Genomic DNA, 20,891 nt, shown 5'->3' on the forward strand with positions numbered 1-20,891 from the left:
CATGACGAAGCCGCTTCGGTCGCGCGCCTGGTTCAACAACCCGGACAACCCCGACATGACCGCGCTCTATCTCGAGCGCTACCTGAACTATGGCCTGACCCGCCACGAGTTGCAGTCGGACAAGCCGATCATCGGCATCGCCCAGACCGGTTCGGACCTCAGCCCCTGCAACCGCCACCATCTCGTCCTGGCCGAGCGCCTGCGCGAAGGCATCCGCGAGGCCGGCGGCATCGCCATGGAGTTTCCGGTCCATCCGATCCAGGAAACCGGCAAGCGCCCGACCGCCGGGCTGGACCGCAACCTGGCCTATCTCGGTCTGGTCGAGAGCCTGTACGGCTATCCGCTGGACGGCGTCGTCCTGACCATCGGCTGCGACAAGACCACCCCCGCCTGCCTGATGGCGGCGGCGACGGTCGATATTCCGGCCATCGCCCTGTCGGTCGGTCCGATGCTGAACGGCTGGCACAAGGGCGAGCGCACGGGCTCGGGCACGATCATCTGGAAGGCGCGCCAGATGATGGCGGCCGGCGAGATCGACTATGACGGCTTCATCGAACTGGTGGCGTCGTCGGCCCCGTCGGTGGGGTACTGCAATACCATGGGCACGGCGACGACGATGAACTCGCTGGCCGAAGCGCTGGGCATGTCCCTGCCCGGCTCGGCGGCGATCCCGGCGCCCTATCGCGAGCGGGCGCAGGTCGCCTATCTGACCGGCAAGCGGATCGTGGACATGGTCCGCGAGGACCTGAAGCCGTCCGACATCCTGACGCGCGAGGCCTTCCACAACGCCATCGTGGTCAACTCGGCCATCGGCGGCTCCACCAACGCCCCGATCCACCTGACCGCCCTGGCCCGCCATGCCGGCGTCGACGTGCCCCTGAAGGCCTGGCAGGAGGAAGGGCTGGACGTCCCTCTGCTGGTCAATCTGCAGCCCGCCGGCGAATATCTGGGCGAGGACTATTTCCATGCGGGCGGCGTGCCCGCCGTCGTCGGCGCCCTGATCGAGCAGGGGCTGATCGCGGAAGGGGCCATGACGGTCAACGGCCGCACCATGGGCGACAACTGCCGCGGAAAGACCTCGGAACTGCCCGACGTCATCCGCGCGTTCGACAATCCGCTGGTGACCCGGGCGGGCTTCCTCGTGCTCAGCGGCAGCCTGTTCTCGACCGCGGTGATGAAGCTCAGCGTCATCAGCCCCGAGTTCCGCGAGCGCTATCTGTCGAACCCCGACGACCCGAACGCCTTCGAAGGCCCGGTCGTTGTGTTCGATGGACCGGAAGACTACCACCACCGCATCGACGATCCGGCGCTGGGCATCACCGAACAGACCCTGCTGGTCATGCGCGGCGCGGGGCCGGTCGGCTATCCGGGCGCGGCCGAGGTCGTGAACATGCGACCGCCCGCCTATCTGATCAAAAAGGGCATCACGGCCCTGGCCTGTATCGGCGACGGACGCCAGTCCGGCACCTCCGGCTCGCCCTCGATCCTGAACGCCTCGCCGGAAGCGGCGACCGGCGGCAATATCGCCCTGATCCGCACCGGCGACCGCCTGCGTATCGATCTGAACACCGGGCGGGCGGACATCCTGATTTCGGATGAGGAACTGGCGGACCGCCGCGCCGCCTTCGAGGCCGCCGGCGGCTACAAGTACCCGGCTTCGCAGACGCCCTGGCAGGAAATCCAGCGCAGCATGGTCGGCGAACTGGAGACCGGCGCCGTGCTGGAACCGGCGGTCAAATACCACCGCATCATCGACCGGTTCGGCGAGGCCCGGGACAACCACTGAGGCGGTCGTCCGCCCGGTAAGCCTTGTCATCCCGGACGCGCGCAGCGCGATCCGGGACGCCGGCTGATCTAAAAATCAGAAGCTCCCGGACGCTGCGCCAGCAGCGAGCCGGGAGACAGCCTGAGGCCGCCCTGCTCCCGGACAATCGCGCTGCGATTTCCGGGAGGGATCGAGGATGAGTTTGCACCGTCCCCGATCTCCGCTTCGCGTCGTCGGGGATGACAATGCGCTCAGTCCCTGACGGCCACGTCCATCCGCATCGACAGGGTCTCGCCCGGCGCCAGAACGGTCCAGCCGCTCGCCTCCCCTTCAGGCGCATGCGCCGCGTCCGGGCGATGCGTCACCGGCTCGATGCAGCAGAAGTCGCCACCCGGAACGAAGATGTGCCGCCAGCCCGCGTTGGCCGAGGCGGTCACCGTCGTCGTCCGCCCGGCGTCCGTCAGCACCGCCGCCCCGCCGCCGACATAGGCGTTGTCCACGAAGGGCGCATCGGTCACGCGCGCGCCGCCCGACCAGTCCTGGATGTCCGCCACGGGCAGCAGGGTCGTCGGCACCTCGTCCACCCCTCCGCCCCAGACCTCTGTCGCGGCGAACCGCAGACGGGTCGTCTCCGTCACCGGGAAATAGGGGTGCAGCCCCAGTCCCGCCGGCATGGGCGTGTCCGACAGATTGGTCATCGACAAGGCGACCGTCAGCCCCGCGTCGGACAGGGTGAACACCTGCCGCGCCTCATAGGCCCAGGGCCATTGATCCGGCGTGTGGCGGTGCACCAGCGTCGCCGCCGCCTCGCTCCCGGCCTCCACCCTCCATTCGCTCAGCCACCCGTCGCCGTGCAGGGCGTGAGGCGCGAAGGCCGGTTGGACCGGCAGGGTGATGGTCCGCCCCTCGAACGCGAACACCCCGCCCGCAATGCGGTTGGCGTAGGGGGTCAGCGGAAAACAGGCCGCGTCCAGAACATCCGTCGACCCGTCCGGCATCCGGCGCAGGATATCGACACCGCCCCGATCCAGCGACGCGATCGCCCCGCCGATCTCGGGCCGCAGGACCAGTCTCCAGTCGCCGCGCCGCAATACGATCACAGCTTGACCCGCGCCTGCGGCAGGCCGGGAGTCTCGACGCGCAGGGCATACAGCCCGCCCAGCGTCGGCTGCGCCGCGCGCTTGTCCGCATTGCCCAGCCAGGCCGTGGTGCAGAACAGGGTCTTCAGATCATCCCCGGCGAAGGCCGCCTTGGTCACCGTCTGGACCGGCAGTTCGATCTTCGGCAGCGGCGAGCCATCCGGCGCAAACCGCGCGATGCCCCAGCCGTTGAACAGGCCGACATGCAGCACGCCGTCCACATCCATGCTCGGGCCGTCGGCATAGCCGTCGACGGTCTCCGCGAAGAGGCGCTTATTGGCCAGATAGCCGTCATCGTGGTCGAAGGCGTAGATGCGTTTCTCGGTCGTGTCGTGGTGGTACAGGACCGACCCGTCCGGGCTCATCGCGGGGCCATTGGTCACGCGGTGACCGTCATCGTGGCGGGTCAGCTCGCCGTCCCGCCATCGGTACAGCGCGCCGGAAACGGTCGCCTCGCTGTCGTCCATCGTCCCGAACCACAGCGTCCCGTCCGGCGCGACGAAGCCGTCGTTGATCCGGTTCTGCGGACGATCCTGCTCGACCCTGACGATCAGGGTGAAGACGCCCGTCTCCGGATCGAACCGGTGCAGCCCGCCGCGCACGCCGCAGATCAGCGACCCATCCTCGGCCGGCAGGGCGAAACCGGTCTGGTCCGGCGTGTCCCAGCTGTCCTTCGCGCCGTCGTCGACGCCATAGCGGTGCAGCTTGCGGCCCTTGATGTCGACGAACCAGACGGCGCGGCGCCGGTCATCCCAGACCGGCCCCTCGCCCAGTTCCGCCTGCACGTCCCAGATCAGGGTGGGCTCGGTTCCGATGCTCATGGGTTTCAGCCCGCGCTGTAGCTGGTCTTGATCTGGGTGAAGAACTCCGCCGCCGCGAAGCCCTGCTCGCGCGCGCCGTAGCTGGACGACTTCGAGCCGCCGAACGGCACGTGATAGTCGACGCCCGCGGTCGGCAGGTTGACCATGGTCATCCCCGCCTTCGCCCGCCGCTGGAAGTCCCGCGCATGCTTCAGCGAGCTGGTGACGATGCCCGCCGACAGGCCGAACTCGACGCCGTTGGCGATCTCCAGCGCCTCTTCATAGCTGCTGACGCGAATGGTCGAGGCGACGGGGCCGAAAACTTCCTCGTTGTTGATCCGCATGTCGGCGGCGGTGTCGGCGATCAGGGTCGGCTGGACGTACCAGCCGGGCTTGTCCAGCTTCAGGCGGCCGCCGCCGGTGACGATCCGGGCGCCCTCGCCGCGCGCGATATCGATATAGCTGTAGGAGGTCTCCATCTGGGCCTCGCTGACCGCCGGGCCCATCTGGGTGTTCGGATCCAGCGCGTCGCCGACGCGCAGGGCCGCGACCTTCTCGGCCAGCAGGGCCACGAATTTGTCGTGGATGCCGTCCTGGACGATCAGGCGGCTGGAGGCCGTGCAGCGCTGGCCTGTGGCGAAGAAGGAGCCGTCGAGGGCGATGTTCACCGCCCGCTCCAGATCGGCGTCGTCCAGCACGATCAGCGGGTTCTTGCCGCCCATCTCCAGCTGCACACGGGCCTGACGCTTGACCGCGCCCGCCGCGACGCCGGCGCCCACGCCCTGCGAACCGGTGAAGGAGACGCCCGCCACGTCCTTGTGGTCGACGATGGCCTGACCGACGCCGCCCCGGCCGATGACCATGTTCAGCACGCCCTTGGGCAGGCCCGCCTCATGCAGGATGGCGACCAGGGCTTCCGCCGTCGCCGGGGTCGGGCCGGCGGGCTTCAGCACCACCGTATTGCCGAACGCCAGGGCGGGCGCGGCCTTCCAGGCCGGAATGGCGATCGGGAAGTTCCACGGCGTGATCAGGCCGTAGACGCCGACCGGCTGGCGATAGGTCTGGATCTCCACGCCCGGACGGGTCGAGGCCAGGTTCTGGCCGTGCAGGCGCAGGGCCTCGCCGGCGAAATACTTCAGGATGCGGGCGGCGCGGGCGGTCTCGCCAATGCCTTCCGGCAGGGTCTTGCCCTCTTCGCGCGACAGCAGGCGACCGACCTCTTCCTTGCGCTCCATCAACAGGTTGGAAGCCTTGTCCAGCACGTCCGAGCGCACTTCCGGCGAGGCGTCGGCCCAGCTCGGGAAGGCCGCCTTGGCCGCGGCGACGGCGTCATCCACGTCGGAGGCGGAGCCGTCCGGCGTGCGAGCCACGACCTCGCGGGTGTCCGACGGATTGGTGCTCTCGGCCGGGCGATCCGCCCCGACGCGCTCGCCGTTGATCCAGTGCGAGAGTTCGAGCGTGTCGGTCATGGGAAGTCGTCCTTGGTCAGTTCAGTCGTAGAGGTCGAAGCCCGGCGGGCGAGGCAACAGATAGGTATCCGCTGCGCCGCCCGCCGTACTCCGTTCGGGGAGAAGCGTCAGCCGGTCATCTCTTCCAGTTCGCGCCCGCGGGTCTCCTTCACCCAGGCCTGGACCAGGAAGAAGGAGATGAAGGCGCTCACGGCGTAGAAACCGTAGGTCAGCGGCAGGCCCAGCCCGACCGCCATGGCCGGGAAGCTGACCGAGATGGCGAAGTTGGCGATCCACTGGGCGAAACCGGCGATGGCCAGCGCCGAACCGCGCATCTGGTTGGGGAACATCTCGCCCAGCATGACCCACATCACGGGACCCCAGCTGAAGTTGAAGAAGACCACATAGGCATTGGCGGCGACCAGGGCGATCGGACCGACCGAGCCCGGCAGGTGCGGGGCGCCGTCGATGATCTGGGCCTGCGAGAAGCACCAGGCGAGAATGGCCAGCGTCACGGTCATGCCCGCCGAGCCGATCAGCAGCAGGGGCTTGCGACCGATCCTGTCGATCACCGCCATGGCCGCGAGGCAGGCGAGGATGGACAGGGCGCCGGAGCCGATATTGATCAGCAGGGCGTCATTCTCGGAGAAGCCGACCGACTGCCACAGGGTCGCGCCGTAGTAGAACACGATGTTGATGCCGACCAGTTGCTGGAACACGGCCAGGATCAGACCGGCCCACAGGATCGGGCGCACCTTCTTCGACACGGGGTCCAGCACGTCCGACAGTTTCGGCTTGTGGTCGGCGGTCAGGGAGGCGCGAATCTCGGCCACCTTGCGGGCGCCGGCGCCGGGACCGAACAGCTTGGAGAGCACCGCTTCGGCTTCCGCGTCACGGCCCTTCACGACCAGGAAGCGCGGGCTTTCGGGGATGGCCAGCAAGGCCAGCAGATAGATGGCCGCCGGGATGACCTGCAGCCAGAACATCCAGCGCCAGGCCGGGAAGCCCAGCCAGAAGTCGGCGGTCGAACCGCCTGCGGTCGCCGCCAGCACATAGTTGGCCACAAAGGCGCCGGTCAGGCCGGTGATGATCATGATCTGCTGCACGCTGGACAGCCGTCCACGGATCGAGGCCGGGGTGACTTCCGAGATGTAGGCCGGGGCCAGCACCGAGGCCGCGCCCACGCCCAGACCGCCGATGAAGCGCGCGACGATGAAGTGCCAGGACACGTCCGCCGCCCCCGCGCCGATGGCGCTGATGATGAACAGCGCGGCGGCCCACAGCATCACGCCCTTTCGGCCGATCAGGTCGGACAGGCGACCGGCGGCGAAGGCGCCGACCGCACAGCCCAGCAGGATGGCGCCGACGTTAAAGCCCACGCCCAGCGCTTCCAGATTGAACGCGCTCTGCAGCCCGTCCTGCGTGCCGTTGATGACGCCGGAATCGTAGCCGAACATGAAGCCGCCGATGGTGGCGACCGCCACGATCAGGGCGATGAAGCTCATATTGACGCGGTCGTTGCCCGCGATGTCGGGGCCTGAGCCCCCCGTCGGTCCTGCCATTCTCAATCCTCCCGTAGCGGGCTCTGTCGGCCCTTGTGTTTGAGCGTCGACCTATCGCCAGCCGGCGTCCACGAAATACTCATGTCCGGTGATGAAACGGGCGTCGTCCGACGCCAGGAACATCGCCAGCGCTGCCACGTCGCGCGGCTCGATCCGGCCCTTCAGGCACTGGGCCGCGACGATCTCGGCCTCCCCTTCCGGGGTGTACCATTTCATCTGGCGGGGCGTTTTCACATTGCCCGGGACGATGCAGGCGACCCGCACCCCGTCCGCGCCCAGTTCGCGCGCCAGCGCCCGCGTCATGCCCTCGATGCCCGCCTTGGCGGTCTCGTAGAGCGACAGGTCGGGCAGGCCGAGGTGCCAGCTGATCGAGCCCAGGTTCAGGACGACGCCCTGCCCCGCCGCGCGCATCGCCGGCGCCACCGACTGGGTCGCGAAATAGAGGTGGCGAAGGTTCACCGCGATCCGGTCGTCCCAATAGGCGGGCGTGACCTCGGCCAGCGCATGACGGTCGTCATTGGCGGCGTTGTTGACCAGCACCTCGACCGGGCCGTGGGCGGCGGCGATCTCGGCGAGGCAGGCCTGCAGGGCCTCGACCTCGGTCAGATTGCATTCGTGGAAGATCGGCGCGGGCGAAAGATCGGCCAGCGACGCCTCCAGCGCCCTGGAGTCCTCGACCGCGATGTCGAGGAAAACCACGCGCGCGCCCTGCCGGGCAAAGCCCTCGGTCAGGGCCGCGCCGATGCCCGAGCCCCCGCCGGTCACAACGACAAGTTTGCCCTTCAGCGACGGATAGATCGCTGCACTCATACGCTTGCCCCCAACAGGCCGCGTTGCGCCAGATTGCGCATCAGGGCCGAGACTCCGAACACCCACGGCGGCGCCTTGTCCGACGTGGTCACGATGTTCTCCAGCACACCCAGCTTCGGCGACGACACGCGCACGCGGTCCCCCACCTTGTGGGTGAAGCCCAGTCCCGGCGCGCCGCGGTCATCGACCGGCGCGAACATGGTGCCGAGATACAGGGCGAAGCCGTCCGGATACTGGTGATTGGCGCCTGCCGCCTGTCGCACCAGTTCCTCGGGATCGCGGCTGATCAGGGCCATGTTGCTGGACCCGTCCATCACGAAGCCGTCGGCGCCGATGACCTCCAGCCGGACCTCGGCCTGACGCACGTCGTCCATGCCGAAACGATCGTCGAACAGGCGGATGAAGGGGCCGATGGCGGCCGAGGCGTTGTTGTCCTTGGCCTTGCCCAGCAACAGGGCCGAACGGCCTTCGACATCACGCAGGTTGACGTCATTGCCCAGCGACGCGCCGACGGCGCGGCCGGTCGGATCGCAGACCAGCACCACTTCGGGCTCCGGGTTGTTCCACGCCGAACCGGGATGCACCCCGACCTCGGCGCCCCAGCCGACCGAGGCCAGCACCGGGGCCTTGGTGAAGATCTCCGCGTCCGGGCCGATCGCGACCTCCAGATACTGGGACCACATGCCGTCGGCGATCAGGGCGGCCTTCAGGGCCTGGGCCTGTTCCGACCCCGGCTTCACCGCCGACAGGTCGCCGCCGATGCGACGGCCCAGATCGGCGCGAATACCTTCGGCGGCGCTGAAATCGCCGCGCGCCCGCTCCTCGATCACCCGCTCCATCGCCGAGACGGCGAAGGTCACGCCCGAGGCCTTGATGCACTGCAGGTCGATCGGCGACAGCAGCTCGATCTCGCCGTCCGACCAGGCCGTGCGGAAGTCCATGTCGGCGATCGCGCCGAGGTCCACGCCGTCGACCGTAGCGGCGTCAGGACGCGCCAGCAGGTCCGCCATGGTGGGAGCCGTCAGGCTGACGTCGACCAGACGACCGTCGCGCACCAGCACGGGCGACGGCCCGTCCCCGGTCTGAACACGGCCCGCCAGCACGGCTTCGGGCCAATCGGCCGGAAGGTGATCCTGTATACGCAACGCTTCCCCCTCGCCGCCGCGTACATGCGAAGCAGCTGATGTTAGCGCTAACATTCTTGGACGGAACGAGACCTGTCAAGCGGGTCTTCACGGGTCAGGCGGCGGGGGCTGCGGAGGAGTCGCGGATGATGAGTTCGTGCCGGATCAGATGCTGGGCGCCGATCTCGCCGTCCTCCTCCGCCACCGCGCCCTCGTCCAGCAGACGCACGGCCATCTCGGCCATCTCGGCGACCGGCTGGCGGATGGTGGTCAGGGCGGGCCAGATTTCCTGCGCGACCGGGGTGTCATCGAAGCCGACCACCGTCAGGTCCCGCGGCACATCCAGCCCGCGCCGGTGCGCCACTGCGATCGCCGCCGCCGCCATGTCGTCGTTGGAGGCGAAGATCGCCGTCGGCGGCCGGTCCGCCGCCAGCAGCCGCTCGGCGGCGTCAAGGCCCGAGCGATAGGTGAACTCCCCGGCCTCGATCAGCGACTCGACCGGTTCCCCGAAGGCCGCGACCTCGGTCTCAAAACCGATCAGGCGTTCGGCGCTCGCGGTCTGGTTCGCCGCGCCCTTGATGAAGCCGATCCGTCGGTGGCCCAGGTCCAGCAGATAGCGGGTCATCTCGGCCGCGGCCGCCAGATCATCGATGCGGATCGCGGGCGCCGCCGATTTGAACCGTCCGGGCGCGACGGCCACCGCCGCCAGCCCCCTGGCCTTCACCGCCGCCAGCGCCGCCCAGCTCTCGCCGTGTGGCGGCGGCAGGACCACGCCCGTGACCCCGCCTTCGGCCAGCCGGGCCACCGCGGCCCGCTCGCTGTCACCGTCGGCCTCGCACTTCTCCAGCACCAGTTGCGCGCCGACCTGATGCGCGCCCTCCAGCGCCCCCAGTAGGAACTGGGTCAGATAGCCGGCGCTGGGATTGGAGTAGAGCATGCCCAGGCGCCCCGCCCCGGCCCGCGCCAGATTGCGGGCGGCGGCGTTGGGCCGGTAGCCCAGCTCCTCGATGGCGGCCTGGACCCGCTCCCGCGTGTTCTCGCGCACCCCGGCCACGCGGTTCATCACCCGCGACACGGTCATGGGCGAGACGCCCGCCAGACGCGCCACGTCGTCGATCTTGACGGCCTTGTTCACGCCCTGCCCCACAGACTGCTTCGCCCAAGCCTAGAGCGTCTGGTCCCCGCCTGCCAATGGTCAGGCGATTTCAGGAAGACAGAGGCGAAGACGGTCAGGCTTCCAGCCGGTAGCCCACACCCGGCTCGGTCAGCAGCAGCCCGGGGCGGGCGGGATCTTCTTCCAGCTTTTGCCGCAGCTGGCCGATGACCACTCTCAGATACTGGGTGTCCTCGACATGCGCCGCGCCCCAGACCGCCGACAGCAGTTCGCGATGGCCGATGACCTTGCCGTGGCTGCGCGCCAGCATGGCCAGAACGTCGAATTCCTTCGGCGTCAGCCGCACCGCCTCGCCCGCGCGGGTGATGCGACGGTGCTCCAGGTCGATGGTCACCGCGCCGACGCTCAGCGGCCCCACGGGCGCCTCCCGCCCCGTCGTCTGGCGCAGCGCGGCCCGCAGGCGCGCCAGCAGCTCGCCGACCCCGAAAGGCTTTTCGACATAGTCATTGGCGCCGCGGTCCAGCGCCTCGATCTTCTCGGCCTCGCGATCGCGCGCCGACAGGATGATGATCGGCCCCTGATAGAACTCCCGGGCGCGGATCAGCACATCCTTGCCGTCCATGTCCGGCAGGCCGAGGTCCAGCACCACCGCGTCCGGGTTCCAGAGAGCGATGGCGCGCAGCCCCTCCTGCCCGCTGTCGGCGCGCTTGGGATCAAAGCCCGCGGCATCCAGCGCGGGCGACAGGAAGCGGTGGATCTGCGGCTCGTCGTCGATGACGAGGATCACGGTTCTGGCGGCGGACATCACACCCTCATAGCAGGTCGCGGTGAGTGGCGATGGCCTTGGGCAGGCTGATCAGCACCCGCGTTCCGTGGTCGTCGACGATCGGGCTGGCGGCGGCGATCCGGCCGTTCATGGCCTCGACGAACCCCTTGGAAATCGCCAGCCCCAGCCCCGCGCCCTTGGTCCGGTCGGACGGCTCCTCCATGCGGCGAAACTTGTCGAACACCCGCTCCAGTTCAGCCGTCGGAATGCCCTTGCCCTCGTCCTCGATGGAGATGACCACCGCCCCGCGATCCTCATAGGCCGCCAGTTCGATGCGCGAGCCGTCCGGGCTGTAGGCGACCGCATTCTCGAGGATGTTGACCACCGCCTGTTCCAGCAGCCCCTCGTCGACCATCACCAGACTGAGCTGGGCGGGGAAGTCGCGGGCCAAGCTGCGCGCGCCCAATCTGCGCCCCACCCGCTCCGCGGCGGCGTTCAGCACGTCGCGCACATCGGTCCAGTCCGAACGGATGTTCAGCCCGCCGCCTTCCAGCCGGGTCATGTCCAGCAGGTCGCCCACATAGCGGTTCAGACGCTCGGCCTCCTCCCGGATGCTGAGCAACAGATCGGCGCGCACCTCCGGCTTCAGGGTCGCGCCATAGTCGATCAGTGTGGTCGCCGAGCCCAGCACCGCCGACAGCGGCGTGCGCAGGTCGTGACTGACGGAGTTCATCAAGGCGCCCCGGAACCGGTCGGTGCGCCTCAGCGTCTCGGTCTCCAGCGCCTGACCCGCCAGGTCCGCCCGTTCGATGGCGACCGCCCCCTGATCGAGAATGGCCAGCGCCAGCCGCTCCTCGTCCGAGCCGGGGGCCAGGGCATCGGCCTCTATCCCCGCCACGCCCGATCGACCGCGCACACCCTGCAGCGGGCGGAAGGTCCAGCTGGTCTGCGGCAGGGTGCCCGTGCCGTGGCCGGCGGCCTCCCCCTTCTCCCAGGCCCAGCGCGCGGCGGCCATGGCGGCGTCGCCCAGGGCGAGCGTGGCTCCGCTCAACGGCGCGGAGGCCGCGACGACGAGATCATCCCCCTCCGGCAGCAGGACCACGGCGCGCGCGCCGGCGGCGGCGGAGGCCTGTTCGGCCAGCGCCCTCGCCGTCGTGCGCGCATCTTCCGCGCCGGACAGGATCTGGCTGGCGGCCAGAAGGGCGGAGACCGCCGAGGCCCGGCGCTGAGCGCGGCGCACCTGCTCGCGCACCCGCCCCGCCAGCGCCCCCGTCGTCAGGGCCACGCCCCAGAACAGGACCAGCGTCAGCAGGTCTGTCGGGGAGCCGATAGCCAGGCTGTAGAGCGGGCGCAAAAACAGGAAGTTGTAGATCAGGAAGGCCGCCGTCGCCGCCGCCAGCGCGGGCCGCATTCCGTACAGCACCCCGGCCGCGACCACCGCCGCCAGATAGATGACGCCCAGATCGACCCGTTCGAAACTGCGATCCAGCAGTAATCCGAGCCCGGTCGCGGCGAGGACGAAGGCGATGCCGACGCCGTAGCCGGCCCATCCGCCCCAGGTCTGATGTTCCGGCGACAGCCAGCGCGCGGCGGACGCCGGGACGGGCTCGGACGCCGCGCCCTCGGTAATAATGTGCACCGCGGCCCCTTCCGAGGCCCGCAGCAGCTCGGCCGCCAGCGAGCGGCCGAAGAAGGCGCTGAAGCGGTTCTCACGTCCGCGCGCCAGAACGATCTGGGTGATGTTGTTGCGGCGGACGTGATCCATCACCGCCCGCACCACGTCGTCGCCGCTCAGCCGGACGCTCCGCCCGCCCAGCTGTTCGGCCAGCTTCACCGCCTCGTTCAGCCGCGCCGCGCCCACCGCATCGGCGACCCCGCCGCTGGGGCGTTCCACATGGGCGATGGTCCAGGGCGCGTCCATCATCATGTCCGACAGCCGCCGCCCGGTTCGCACCAGGGTCGCCGCCATCGCATCACCGCCGACCAGCACCAGAATCCGCTCGCCCGCCGCCCAGGGGCCTTCGACGCCCTTCTCGCGCAGGGCGGCCACCAGCTGGTCGTCGACCGTCTGCGCGGCCCGGCGCAGGGCCAGTTCGCGCAGGGCGGTCAGGTTCTCGACCTTGAAGAAATTCTCCGACGCCAGCCGCGCCGTCTCGGGGACATAGACCTTCCCCTCCCCCAGCCGCTTGCGCAGTTCGTCGGGGGTGATGTCGATCACCTCGATATCGTCGGCCCGGCTCAGGGCGCTGTCCGGCACCGCCTCCCGCTGCCGCACGCCGGTGATGCGCAGGACAACGTCCGACAGGCTTTCCAGATGCTGGACGTTCAGCGTCGTCCAGACATCGATCCCGGCGTCCAGGATCTCCTCCACATCCTGCCAGCGCTTGGGATGACGCGAGCCCGGCGCGTTGGAGTGGGCGTATTCATCGACCAGCAGCAGGTCGGGCCGCCGCATCAGGGCGCCGTCGATATCGAACTCCAGCAGCGTCCGGTCGCGGTGCTCCAGCGGCGCCCGCGCCAAAACCTCCAGGCCGCGCAGCAGGCTCTCGGTCTCCTTGCGCCCATGGGTCTCGACCACCCCGACGACGACGTCCCCGCCCTCGGCCTTGCGCCTGCGGGCCGCGCGCAGCATCTCGTAGGTCTTCCCCACGCCGGGCGACATGCCCAGAAACACCTTCAGCCGCCCACGCTTGCGCCGGGCGGCTGTCGATGCGGACGGGACGGGTCCGGGTTCAATCAAGGGGCGCGCAGCTCCGCGTCGAGCGCACGATTGGTCATCAGCACATTGACTCGCGGCTGGCCGATGAAGCCGAGCAGCGGCTTCTGGACGGACCGGTCGATGATGCGCTGGACCTGCTGCACGGAAACGCCCCGGGCCGTCGCGACGCGCTGGGCCTGAAGCCGAGCGTAGGCCGGAGAGATATCCGGGTCGAGGCCCGACCCGGAGGCCGTGACCGCATCGGCGGGGATCATTCCCGCCCCGTCTTCCGCCCGGATCGCGCTGGCGCGCTCGGCCACGGCGGCCTTCAGGTCGGGGTTCAGGGGTCCGAGGTTGGAGCCGGACGAGGCGGAGGCGTCATAGCCGTCCCCGGCCGCGGACGGACGCGGATGCAGGTATCGGCCTTCCGCGAACGGCTGGCCGATCAGGGCGGAGCCTTGCACCGCTCCATCCCGGTCGCGCACGAGGCTGCCGTTGGCCTGATCCGGGAAGGCGACCTGCGCCACGCCGGTCACCGCCAGCGGATAGACGCCGCCCAGCAGCAGGGTGAAGAGGCCCGTCATCACCAGGGCCGGACGAAGTTGCGAGATCATGGTCCGCCTCCTCAGAAGGTCGCCTTCAGCGAAGCCACGGCGCGCGCGCCATAGGCTTCACCGAAGTCATGCTGATCGGTGTCGTGGTAGCGGAGGTCCAGCGACAGGTGGTCGGTCAGGGCATAGGCCGCGCCCGCATTCCAGGTCGTGTAGTCCAGATCCGACGACACCCACTGCCGCCCCACCGCGCCGGACAGGGTCCAGCGGTCGGCCGGAGCAAAGGCGGCGTTGGCCTCGAGATAGGTCGCCTCATCCTCCGACGCGCCGAAGAAGTCCGGCGACCACCAGACCGCGCCGCCGACCGTGACCGGTCCGACGGCCCGCGAGGCGGCGGCTTTCAGCTCGACATAGTCATAGTCGGCGCCGTCCGGCTGACCGGCGTACAGATAGGCCACGCCGCCCAGATCGACCGTCCAGCCCGAGACCTCCGACCGCCAGCCGCCATACAGGTCGACCTCGGCGTCCGTGTCGTCGCCGAAATCGACATTGGAGGCCCAGCCCCCGGCGTAGACGTCGCCGAAGGTCGCATCGACGCCGGCCGAGATCGCCGGGTTCTCCCGGGTCTGGCTGACGCCCCGGAACACGTAGTCGGAGGTCACGGCGGCATTCCAGGAGACCTGGGGGCCGCCGGCGTCCTGGGCCCGGGCCTGCCCGGCGACGCCGATGACGATCAGGGCGGCGATGCAGACGCCGGAGAACCAGAGGTCGTTGCGACCCGAGGCCTTGAAGGTGGGCTTGCGATTCATTTTCGAGGGGTCCTTGAGGATCACGCCAGGCCGAGGCCGGTGATCACGAGATCGATGAGTTTGATGCCGACGAAGGGCGCGACGAGACCGCCGAGGCCGTAGATGAGCAGGTTGCGGCCCAGCAGCTTCCCGGCTCCGACCGCCCGGTACTTCACCCCGCGCAGGGCCAGCGGAATCAGGGCCACGATGACCAGGGCGTTGAAGATCACCGCCGACAGGATGGCGCTCTCGGGCGAGCCCAGCCGCATGACGTTCAGCGCGCCGAGCGACGGCAGGGCGACCACGAACATCGCCGGGATGATGGCGAAATACTTGGCCACGTCGTTGGCGATCGAGAAGGTGGTCAGGGCGCCGCGGGTGATCAGCAGCTGCTTGCCGACTTCCACGATCTCGATGACCTTGGTCGGGTCGCTGTCGAGGTCGACCATGTTGCCGGCCTCGCGAGCCGCCTGGGCGCCAGTCTGCATGGCGACGCCGACGTCGGCCTGGGCGAGGGCGGGCGCGTCATTGGCGCCGTCGCCGCACATGGCCACCAGCCGCCCCTTGGCCTGCTCGGCCTTGATGAGGCGCATCTTGTCCTCCGGCGTGGCCTCGGCGAGGTAGTCGTCGACCCCGGCCTCCGAGGCGATGGCGGCCGCCGTGACCGGATTGTCGCCGGTGATCATCACCGTGCGCAGTCCCATGGCCCGGAGCTCGGCGAAGCGCGCCTTCACCCCCGGCTTGACCACGTCCTTCAGATGGATGACCCCGACCAGGGCGCCGTTGTGCGTCACCGCCAGCGGCGTGCCGCCCGAACGGGCGATGCGATCCACCGCCGCCCGGAACTCCGCCGGGGCCGAAGCCTCGTCCAGCTCCAGCGACCGCAGCACCGCATCCACCGCCCCCTTGCGCCAGCTGTCCTTGTCCAGCTCAAGGCCCGACTGACGGGTCACGGCGGTGAAGGCGATGGCCTTGGCGCCCTGCGGCAGGTCCACCGCGATCCCGGCGTTGCGGCCCAGTTCGACGATGGAACGCCCCTCCGGCGTCTCATCCGCCAGCGAGGCGGTGACGGCGGCGCGCAAGGCGGCTTCGGGCGAGACGCCCGGAACCGGTATCACCTCCGTCGCCATGCGGTTGCCGAAGGTGATGGTGCCGGTCTTGTCCAGCAGCAGGGTGTCGACATCCCCCGCCGCCTCGACCGCGCGACCGGACGTGGCCAAAACATTGACCTTCAGCAGCCGGTCCATGCCGGCGATGCCGACGGCCGACAGCAGCCCGCCGATCGTCGTGGGAATCAGGGTGATGAACAGGGCGCCCAGCACGATGGGGTCCAGCCTGACCCCGGAATAGGCGCCCAGCCCCAGCAGGGTCACGACGGCGATCAGGAAGACCAGGGTCAGCCCGGCCAGCAGGACGGACAGCGCCAGCTCGTTGGGCGTCTTGCGCCGGTTCGCGCCCTCGACCATCGCGATCATGCGGTCGAGGAAGGTCGAGCCGGGCGCGGAGGTGATCCGCACCTTGATCCAGTCCGACACCACCGTGGTGCCGCCGGTCACCGCCGACCGGTCGCCACCGCTTTCACGGATCACCGGGGCGCTCTCGCCGGTGATGGCGGCCTCGTTGACCGAGGCGACGCCTTCAATGATCTCGCCGTCCGAGGCGATCACGTCGCCCGCCTCGACCAGGATGATCGCGCCGACGGTCAGTTCATGCGCAGGCGTCGGCACGATGGTTCCGGTCTTGGGATCGACGATCAGCTTGGCCTTGGTCGTCACCCGGGTGGCGCGCAGGCTGTCCGCCGCCGCCTTGCCTCGCCCTTCGGCGACGCTCTCGGCCACGTTGGCGAACAGGACGGTGGCCCAAAGCCACAGCGCCAGCTGCACCGCGAAGCCCGCCGACTGGCCCGTCGCGACCGCCACGACCGCCGAAACGGTCGCCAGCAGGGCCACGATCCAGGTGGTGAAGATCACCGGGTTCCGCAGCAGCTTGCGCGGGTCCAGCTTGACGAAGGCGTCGCCGAGCGCCCGGCCCAGCATGGCGCCGTTCAGTCCGCCCGCGAGCGGCGCCGGGCGGGTCTTGCCGCCCGGCAGTTCAGGATTTGCGAAGGTCATGGGGATGTCCGATCAGAACGCCCCGCCAAGCATCTGGAAATGCTCGACGATGGGTCCGAGAGCGAGGGCGGGGAAGAACTGCAGCCCACCGAGGATGAGGATGACGCCGATCAGCAGGCCGATGAACAGGCCGCCGTGCGTCGGCAGGGTGCCGGTGCTGGGCGCCAGTTTCGGCTTGGCGACCAGAGAGCCTGCGATGGCCAGCACCGCGACGGCCGGCACGAAGCGACCGACCAGCATGGCGATGCCCAGCGTCGTGTTCCACCACGGCGCATTGGCCGTCAGACCCGCGAAGGCCGACCCGTTGTTCGCGGCCGCCGAGGTGTAGGCGTACAGCATCTCCGAGAGGCCGTGCGGCCCGTGGTTCAGCAGCCCCGCCAGGGCGGTGGGCAGGACGGCGGCGATGGCGGTGAAGGCGAGGATGGCCAGCGGCAGGACCAGCACGGCGATCATGGCGTACTGGATCTCGCGCGCCTCGATCTTCTTGCCGAGGTATTCCGGCGTACGCCCCACCATCAGTCCGGCCACGAAGACCGACAGCATGGCCATGACGACCATGATGGCGATGCCCGAGCCGATGCCGCCGGGCAGGATCTCGCCCAGTTGCATCAGGAACATCGTCAATCCGCCGGCCAGCGGCATCAGGCTGCCGTGCATGCCGTTGACCGACCCGTTGGAGGCGCCGGTCGTCTGACCGGCCCAGGCGGACGTGGCGGCCACGCCGAAGCGGGTCTCCTTGCCCTCCATGTTCACCGGTTGCTCGATCCCGGCCGCGACGAGCGCGGGGGCCGGCTGGCTTTCGGCGATGTAGATGCCCGAGGTGCAGGCGCCCAGCAGGATCAGGGCGGCGACAGCCAGGGCCTTCACCTCGCGCCTGGCCAGCACGCTGCGGCCGAAGGCGAAGAAGGCGGCCCACCCCATGACGTTGATCGCCACGGCGGTGATCAGATTGGTCAGGGGCGACGGGTTCTCGAACGGATGCGCCGCATTGACGTTGAACACGCCGCCGCCGTTGATGCCGAGTTGCTTGATGGCGACCTGACTGGCCGTCTGGAACAGGCTCAGGGTCTGCTGACCGCCTTCCAGGGTGGTCGCCGTGGCGTGGGCCGACAGGGTCTGCGGCAGTCCCAGCGCGGCCAGCACGATCGCCAGCACAAAGGCCAGGGGCAGCAGGACGTAGAGGGCCGTTCGGGTCAGGTCGGCCCAGAAGTTTCCGACGCCTTCCCCCCGATTGGCGACGAACGCCCGCGCCAGCGCCGCGGCGATGGTCGCCCCGGTGGCGGCGGAGACGAAATTCTGCACGGTCAGTCCGGCCATCTGGGTGAAGGCCGACATGGTGGTCTCGCCGCCATAGGACTGCCAGTTGGTGTTGGTCACGAAGCTGACGGCGGTATTGAACGCCAGATGCGGCGACAGGCCGTCAAAACCCTGCGGGTTCAGCGGCAGCCCGCCTTGCAGACGCAGCATGGCGTAGAGCAGCAGGAAGCCCGCCAGATTGAACGCCAGAAGCGACCCGGCATAGCCGAGCCACCCTTGGCTGCGGGTCGGATCAACGCCCGATGCGCGATAGAAGACGGCCTCGACCGGCTTCAGCACCGGGTCCAGCCAGGTCCGCTCGCCGTTCCAGACGCGCGACATATAAAGCCCGATCGGCCAGCCCAGCAGGCAGGCCAGACCGAGGGTCAGGGCGATTTCCGCCCAGCCTTGAAGGGTCATGTCCGCGGCTCCCTCAGAACCGCTCGGGGCGCACGAGCGCCGCGATCATGTACCCGGCGACGACAACCGCGCCGACGCCCCAGAGGATGGAGACGATCATCGTCACATCCTCTTCATTGCAGCGGCGAGAGCGGCGAAGAGCACAAATGCCCCGCCGCCCAACGCCAGAAAGATCAGATCGGACATTGCCGACGCCTCCGACTTGTGGAGACGGGACAAGGCTCCCGAACCGCGTAAGGCCGCCATGCGGGTTCCGGCGCGGCGCATAAGGAAAGCATAAGGGTCGGGCGGGCGGCTTTATGCGCGGCTTACGACGTCGTCTCCGATCCGCATGGCGCGCTTAGGTCGCCCGGGCGTCGAATGGAGCCTCTTCGAAAGGAGGTCTTCCGTGACCCGCAATCATCTTCTCAAACTCTCGGTCCGCCCGCGACCGGCCGCCCAGCCCACGGTGTGGCGCATGACCATGGACCTGCTCGGTCAGGCCTTCGGCGTCCCCGCTTCGCGCCGGGAGCCCCGCCGATGATGACCGGCTATTGCTCCCCCCGGCACAGTTTGACGAGCGGGGACCGTCGCTACGCCGTCGTGCCCCGGGCCGAGGGGTGGAGCGTTTCCCTCAACGGCGCCTGCACCCGCCCCTTTCCGGACAAGGGCGCGGCGGAACGGATCGCGGCGACGCTGCAGCGACAGGCGGACGCGCTGAGGAGGCGCTCATGATGGAGCTCCCGCCCCCGCCGCCCGCCGACGTCACCATCCGCCTGACCGGAACCCTGTGGCGGGTCAGTTCCACGGACGGACTGTTCGAAGGCGTCTTCGTCGATCGCCGGAGCGCCGTGCGGGCCGCCAACGCCGAGGCGGAGGCCCATGGGAGTTCGCGCCCCGCCGCGCCCGTCACGCCGCCATGAGCGGCCTGCAGACGATGGTGCGAGCGGCGGGACTCGAACCCGCATAACCGAAGCCGGGAGATTTTAAGTCTCCTGCGTCTACCAATTTCGCCACGCTCGCGGCTGCGTCTCAGTGCCCGGTTGCGGTCGCCGGACGCATCGCCCGGAAGTCCACGTCCGAGTCCGCGACCAGATACACCAGCGCGGCCCAGGCGGCGACATTCTGGCTCAACTGGGCCGGATCGATCTTGTCCAGGGTGTCATCCGCCGTGTGGTGCAGGTCGAAATAGCGGGTGCCGTCCTGGCTCAGGCCAAACACCGGCACGCCCGCCTCGGCCAGCGGGCCAATGTCGGCGCCGCCATGCAGTTCCGGCTCGGCCGAGGCCAGCACGCCGATGGGATACAGCACCTGCGTCGCCGCGCGCTGGAAGGCGCTGTTCTGGGCGCCGGGCGGCAGGCCCAGGGCATAGACCCGGTCGGCGCCAAAATCGCTCTCGCCGGCGATGATGTGCTTCTCCACCGCCGCGCCAATCCCGCGCAGATAGGCGCCGCCGCCGTTGCCGGTGTCGGTCGGCTGGGACACCTCTTCCGAGCCGTACAGAACCACGCGCACCGTCCGCGCCGGCCGGCGACCGCTGTCGCGGATCGCCTTGGCCGCGGCCAGGGTGATCGCCCCGCCGGCGCCGTCGTCGATGGCGCCGGTGCCCAGGTCCCAGCTGTCCATGTGCGACCCCAGCACGATCACCTCGTCGGGACGCGACCGACCGGGAATGTCGCCGATCACGTTCTGGGACACCGTCTCGTAGGTGTGCGCCGTCGAGGACAGACGCAGCCGCACCGTCTGGCCCGAGGCGATCAGGCGCGACACCTGGCTGGCGTCCGGCGCCGACAGGGCGAAGCCCGGCAGGGGCACGCGGCCTTCGACGTAGCGGGTGGTGCCGGTGTGGGGCATGCGGTGCTCGTCCGAACCGACCGAGCGCATGATGAAGGCGACCGCGCCCTTGGCGGCAGCGGCGGCGGGACCGGCGCCCCGGATGCGGGTCAGGGGGCCGTAGCCGGCGCCGTCCTGCATCCGCACCATCTGGCCCGCGTCGACATAGGCGATCTTCCCCGCCAGCGATCCGGCCGGGGCGGCGTTCAGGGCCTCAAGGCTGTCAAAACGCACCACCTCGGCCTCGATCACGCCATTGGTGCCGGGCGAATGCCCCAGGGCCGCGACGACCAGCCGCTGCGGATGATCGCCGACGATGGACGCGCTCTCCTCGCCCCGCTCCCAGCCGACCAGCGGGAAGGTCTCGATGCGGACGTTCTGGAAGCCTTGCTCGCGCATATAGTCCGCGGCCCAGGCGGCGGCGGCCTGCTCGGACGGCGAACCCGCCGGGCGCGCGCCGAAGGTCGTCGTCAGCCGGGTGACGTAGTCCAGCGCGATATTCTGCTGCATCGCCCCGTCGCGAATGCGCTCCGCCCGCTGGATGGTCGCCGCATCCTGCGCCATGGCGGGAACGGCGAAGCTCAGCGCAAGGGCGCTGGCGGCGAGAAGACGGGCGGACAGACGCATGACGGCTCCGGGGGGACTCAACGGTGGAGCCGGACCCTAGACCCGCAGCCGGGTGCGGTG

At 69.5% G+C, this 20,891-nt stretch carries 18 protein-coding genes and 1 tRNA gene; 3 read left to right on the plus strand and 16 right to left on the minus strand.

Annotated features, from left to right (window positions below; all coding sequences use genetic code 11):
- Position 1 precedes the first annotated feature (1 nt).
- The gene (locus tag ACW174_RS01055; RefSeq protein ID WP_492015851.1) at positions 2–1,786 is read left to right on the plus strand and encodes an IlvD/Edd family dehydratase; all 1,785 of its coding nucleotides are present in this window, start codon (positions 2–4) and stop codon (positions 1,784–1,786) included.
- A gap of 230 nt (positions 1,787–2,016) precedes the next feature.
- On the opposite strand, the gene ACW174_RS01060 is transcribed toward ACW174_RS01055, so the two are convergent.
- The 14 genes from ACW174_RS01060 to ACW174_RS01125 all read right to left on the minus strand — a co-directional run bounded on the left by ACW174_RS01060 (position 2,017) and on the right by ACW174_RS01125 (position 18,492).
- Positions 2,017–2,865 carry an aldose 1-epimerase gene (locus ACW174_RS01060; protein ID WP_492015852.1) on the minus strand — a complete coding sequence of 283 codons (849 nt, stop codon included), beginning with the start codon at positions 2,863–2,865 and terminating at the stop codon, positions 2,017–2,019.
- Positions 2,862–3,725 (minus strand): SMP-30/gluconolactonase/LRE family protein, encoded by an 864-nt coding sequence (locus ACW174_RS01065; protein WP_492015853.1) that lies wholly within the window; start codon positions 3,723–3,725, stop codon positions 2,862–2,864. The genes ACW174_RS01060 and ACW174_RS01065 overlap by 4 nt, the downstream gene beginning before the upstream one ends.
- A gap of 5 nt (positions 3,726–3,730) precedes the next feature.
- Positions 3,731–5,173: an aldehyde dehydrogenase family protein gene (locus ACW174_RS01070; protein WP_492015854.1), complete on the minus strand. Its 1,443-nt coding sequence runs from the start codon at positions 5,171–5,173 to the stop codon at positions 3,731–3,733.
- A 107-nt stretch (positions 5,174–5,280) separates the two neighbouring features.
- Positions 5,281–6,714, minus strand: a complete 1,434-nt coding sequence (locus tag ACW174_RS01075) for a sugar porter family MFS transporter (RefSeq protein WP_492015855.1) — start codon at positions 6,712–6,714, stop codon at positions 5,281–5,283.
- Positions 6,715–6,765: 51 nt separating this feature from the next.
- Positions 6,766–7,524, minus strand: coding sequence for a D-xylose 1-dehydrogenase (gene xylB, locus ACW174_RS01080; protein WP_492015856.1), 759 nt, complete (start codon positions 7,522–7,524; stop codon positions 6,766–6,768).
- A complete protein-coding gene (locus tag ACW174_RS01085) occupies positions 7,521–8,669 on the minus strand; it encodes a fumarylacetoacetate hydrolase family protein (protein ID WP_492015857.1) in 1,149 nt (382 codons plus the stop codon). The genes xylB and ACW174_RS01085 overlap by 4 nt, the downstream gene beginning before the upstream one ends.
- 94 nt (positions 8,670–8,763) lie before the next feature.
- Complete coding sequence (locus ACW174_RS01090) at positions 8,764–9,783, minus strand: LacI family DNA-binding transcriptional regulator (protein ID WP_492015858.1); 1,020 nt, start codon at positions 9,781–9,783, stop codon at positions 8,764–8,766.
- Positions 9,784–9,877: 94 nt separating this feature from the next.
- Positions 9,878–10,567 carry a response regulator gene (locus ACW174_RS01095; RefSeq protein WP_492015859.1) on the minus strand — a complete coding sequence of 230 codons (690 nt, stop codon included), beginning with the start codon at positions 10,565–10,567 and terminating at the stop codon, positions 9,878–9,880.
- A 7-nt stretch (positions 10,568–10,574) separates the two neighbouring features.
- Positions 10,575–13,190 carry a DUF4118 domain-containing protein gene (locus ACW174_RS01100; RefSeq protein ID WP_492017318.1) on the minus strand — a complete coding sequence of 872 codons (2,616 nt, stop codon included), beginning with the start codon at positions 13,188–13,190 and terminating at the stop codon, positions 10,575–10,577.
- Positions 13,191–13,264: 74 nt separating this feature from the next.
- Positions 13,265–13,840 (minus strand): K(+)-transporting ATPase subunit C, encoded by a 576-nt coding sequence (gene kdpC, locus ACW174_RS01105; protein ID WP_492015860.1) that lies wholly within the window; start codon positions 13,838–13,840, stop codon positions 13,265–13,267.
- An 11-nt stretch (positions 13,841–13,851) separates the two neighbouring features.
- The gene (locus ACW174_RS01110) at positions 13,852–14,586 is read right to left on the minus strand and encodes a TorF family putative porin (RefSeq protein WP_492015861.1); all 735 of its coding nucleotides are present in this window, start codon (positions 14,584–14,586) and stop codon (positions 13,852–13,854) included.
- 20 nt (positions 14,587–14,606) lie between these two features.
- On the minus strand, positions 14,607–16,676 hold the full coding sequence (kdpB, locus tag ACW174_RS01115; protein WP_492015862.1) for a potassium-transporting ATPase subunit KdpB: 2,070 nt from the start codon (positions 16,674–16,676) through the stop codon (positions 14,607–14,609).
- 12 nt (positions 16,677–16,688) lie between these two features.
- The gene (gene kdpA / locus ACW174_RS01120) at positions 16,689–18,392 is read right to left on the minus strand and encodes a potassium-transporting ATPase subunit KdpA (protein ID WP_492015863.1); all 1,704 of its coding nucleotides are present in this window, start codon (positions 18,390–18,392) and stop codon (positions 16,689–16,691) included.
- A gap of 13 nt (positions 18,393–18,405) precedes the next feature.
- On the minus strand, positions 18,406–18,492 hold the full coding sequence (locus tag ACW174_RS01125) for a potassium-transporting ATPase subunit F (RefSeq protein ID WP_492017319.1): 87 nt from the start codon (positions 18,490–18,492) through the stop codon (positions 18,406–18,408).
- Between the two features lie 288 nt (positions 18,493–18,780).
- On the opposite strand from ACW174_RS01125, the gene ACW174_RS01130 reads away from it, so the two are divergent.
- Together ACW174_RS01130 and ACW174_RS01135 are read left to right on the plus strand one after the other, a co-directional pair.
- The gene (locus ACW174_RS01130; RefSeq protein WP_492015864.1) at positions 18,781–18,915 is read left to right on the plus strand and encodes a hypothetical protein; all 135 of its coding nucleotides are present in this window, start codon (positions 18,781–18,783) and stop codon (positions 18,913–18,915) included.
- A gap of 187 nt (positions 18,916–19,102) precedes the next feature.
- Positions 19,103–19,294: a hypothetical protein gene (locus tag ACW174_RS01135; RefSeq protein WP_492015865.1), complete on the plus strand. Its 192-nt coding sequence runs from the start codon at positions 19,103–19,105 to the stop codon at positions 19,292–19,294.
- A 15-nt stretch (positions 19,295–19,309) separates the two neighbouring features.
- On the opposite strand, the gene ACW174_RS01140 is transcribed toward ACW174_RS01135, so the two are convergent.
- Together ACW174_RS01140 and ACW174_RS01145 are read right to left on the minus strand one after the other, a co-directional pair.
- Positions 19,310–19,394 (minus strand) — tRNA-Leu (locus ACW174_RS01140).
- A gap of 9 nt (positions 19,395–19,403) precedes the next feature.
- On the minus strand, positions 19,404–20,831 hold the full coding sequence (locus tag ACW174_RS01145; protein WP_492015866.1) for a M20/M25/M40 family metallo-hydrolase: 1,428 nt from the start codon (positions 20,829–20,831) through the stop codon (positions 19,404–19,406).
- Between the last annotated feature and the right edge of the window lie 60 nt (positions 20,832–20,891).

This window comes from Brevundimonas sp. AVps31 (assembly GCF_058681355.1).

Excerpts from the sequence above, each read along its gene's own strand:
- ACW174_RS01055 (WP_492015851.1), top strand. The coding sequence starts at position 2 with ATGACGAAGCCGCTTCGGTCGCGCGCCTGGTTCAACAACCCGGACAAC.
- ACW174_RS01065 (WP_492015853.1), bottom strand. The coding sequence starts at position 3,725 with ATGAGCATCGGAACCGAGCCCACCCTGATCTGGGACGTGCAGGCGGAA.
- ACW174_RS01070 (WP_492015854.1), bottom strand. The coding sequence starts at position 5,173 with ATGACCGACACGCTCGAACTCTCGCACTGGATCAACGGCGAGCGCGTC.
- ACW174_RS01075 (WP_492015855.1), bottom strand. The coding sequence starts at position 6,714 with ATGGCAGGACCGACGGGGGGCTCAGGCCCCGACATCGCGGGCAACGAC.
- xylB (WP_492015856.1), bottom strand. The coding sequence starts at position 7,524 with ATGAGTGCAGCGATCTATCCGTCGCTGAAGGGCAAACTTGTCGTTGTG.
- ACW174_RS01095 (WP_492015859.1), bottom strand. The coding sequence starts at position 10,567 with ATGTCCGCCGCCAGAACCGTGATCCTCGTCATCGACGACGAGCCGCAG.
- ACW174_RS01100 (WP_492017318.1), bottom strand. The coding sequence starts at position 13,190 with ATGTCGCCCGGCGTGGGGAAGACCTACGAGATGCTGCGCGCGGCCCGC.
- kdpC (WP_492015860.1), bottom strand. The coding sequence starts at position 13,840 with ATGATCTCGCAACTTCGTCCGGCCCTGGTGATGACGGGCCTCTTCACC.
- ACW174_RS01110 (WP_492015861.1), bottom strand. The coding sequence starts at position 14,586 with ATGAATCGCAAGCCCACCTTCAAGGCCTCGGGTCGCAACGACCTCTGG.
- kdpB (WP_492015862.1), bottom strand. The coding sequence starts at position 16,676 with ATGACCTTCGCAAATCCTGAACTGCCGGGCGGCAAGACCCGCCCGGCG.
- kdpA (WP_492015863.1), bottom strand. The coding sequence starts at position 18,392 with ATGACCCTTCAAGGCTGGGCGGAAATCGCCCTGACCCTCGGTCTGGCC.
- ACW174_RS01125 (WP_492017319.1), bottom strand. The coding sequence starts at position 18,492 with ATGATCGTCTCCATCCTCTGGGGCGTCGGCGCGGTTGTCGTCGCCGGG.
- ACW174_RS01135 (WP_492015865.1), top strand. The coding sequence starts at position 19,103 with ATGATGGAGCTCCCGCCCCCGCCGCCCGCCGACGTCACCATCCGCCTG.
- ACW174_RS01145 (WP_492015866.1), bottom strand. The coding sequence starts at position 20,831 with ATGCGTCTGTCCGCCCGTCTTCTCGCCGCCAGCGCCCTTGCGCTGAGC.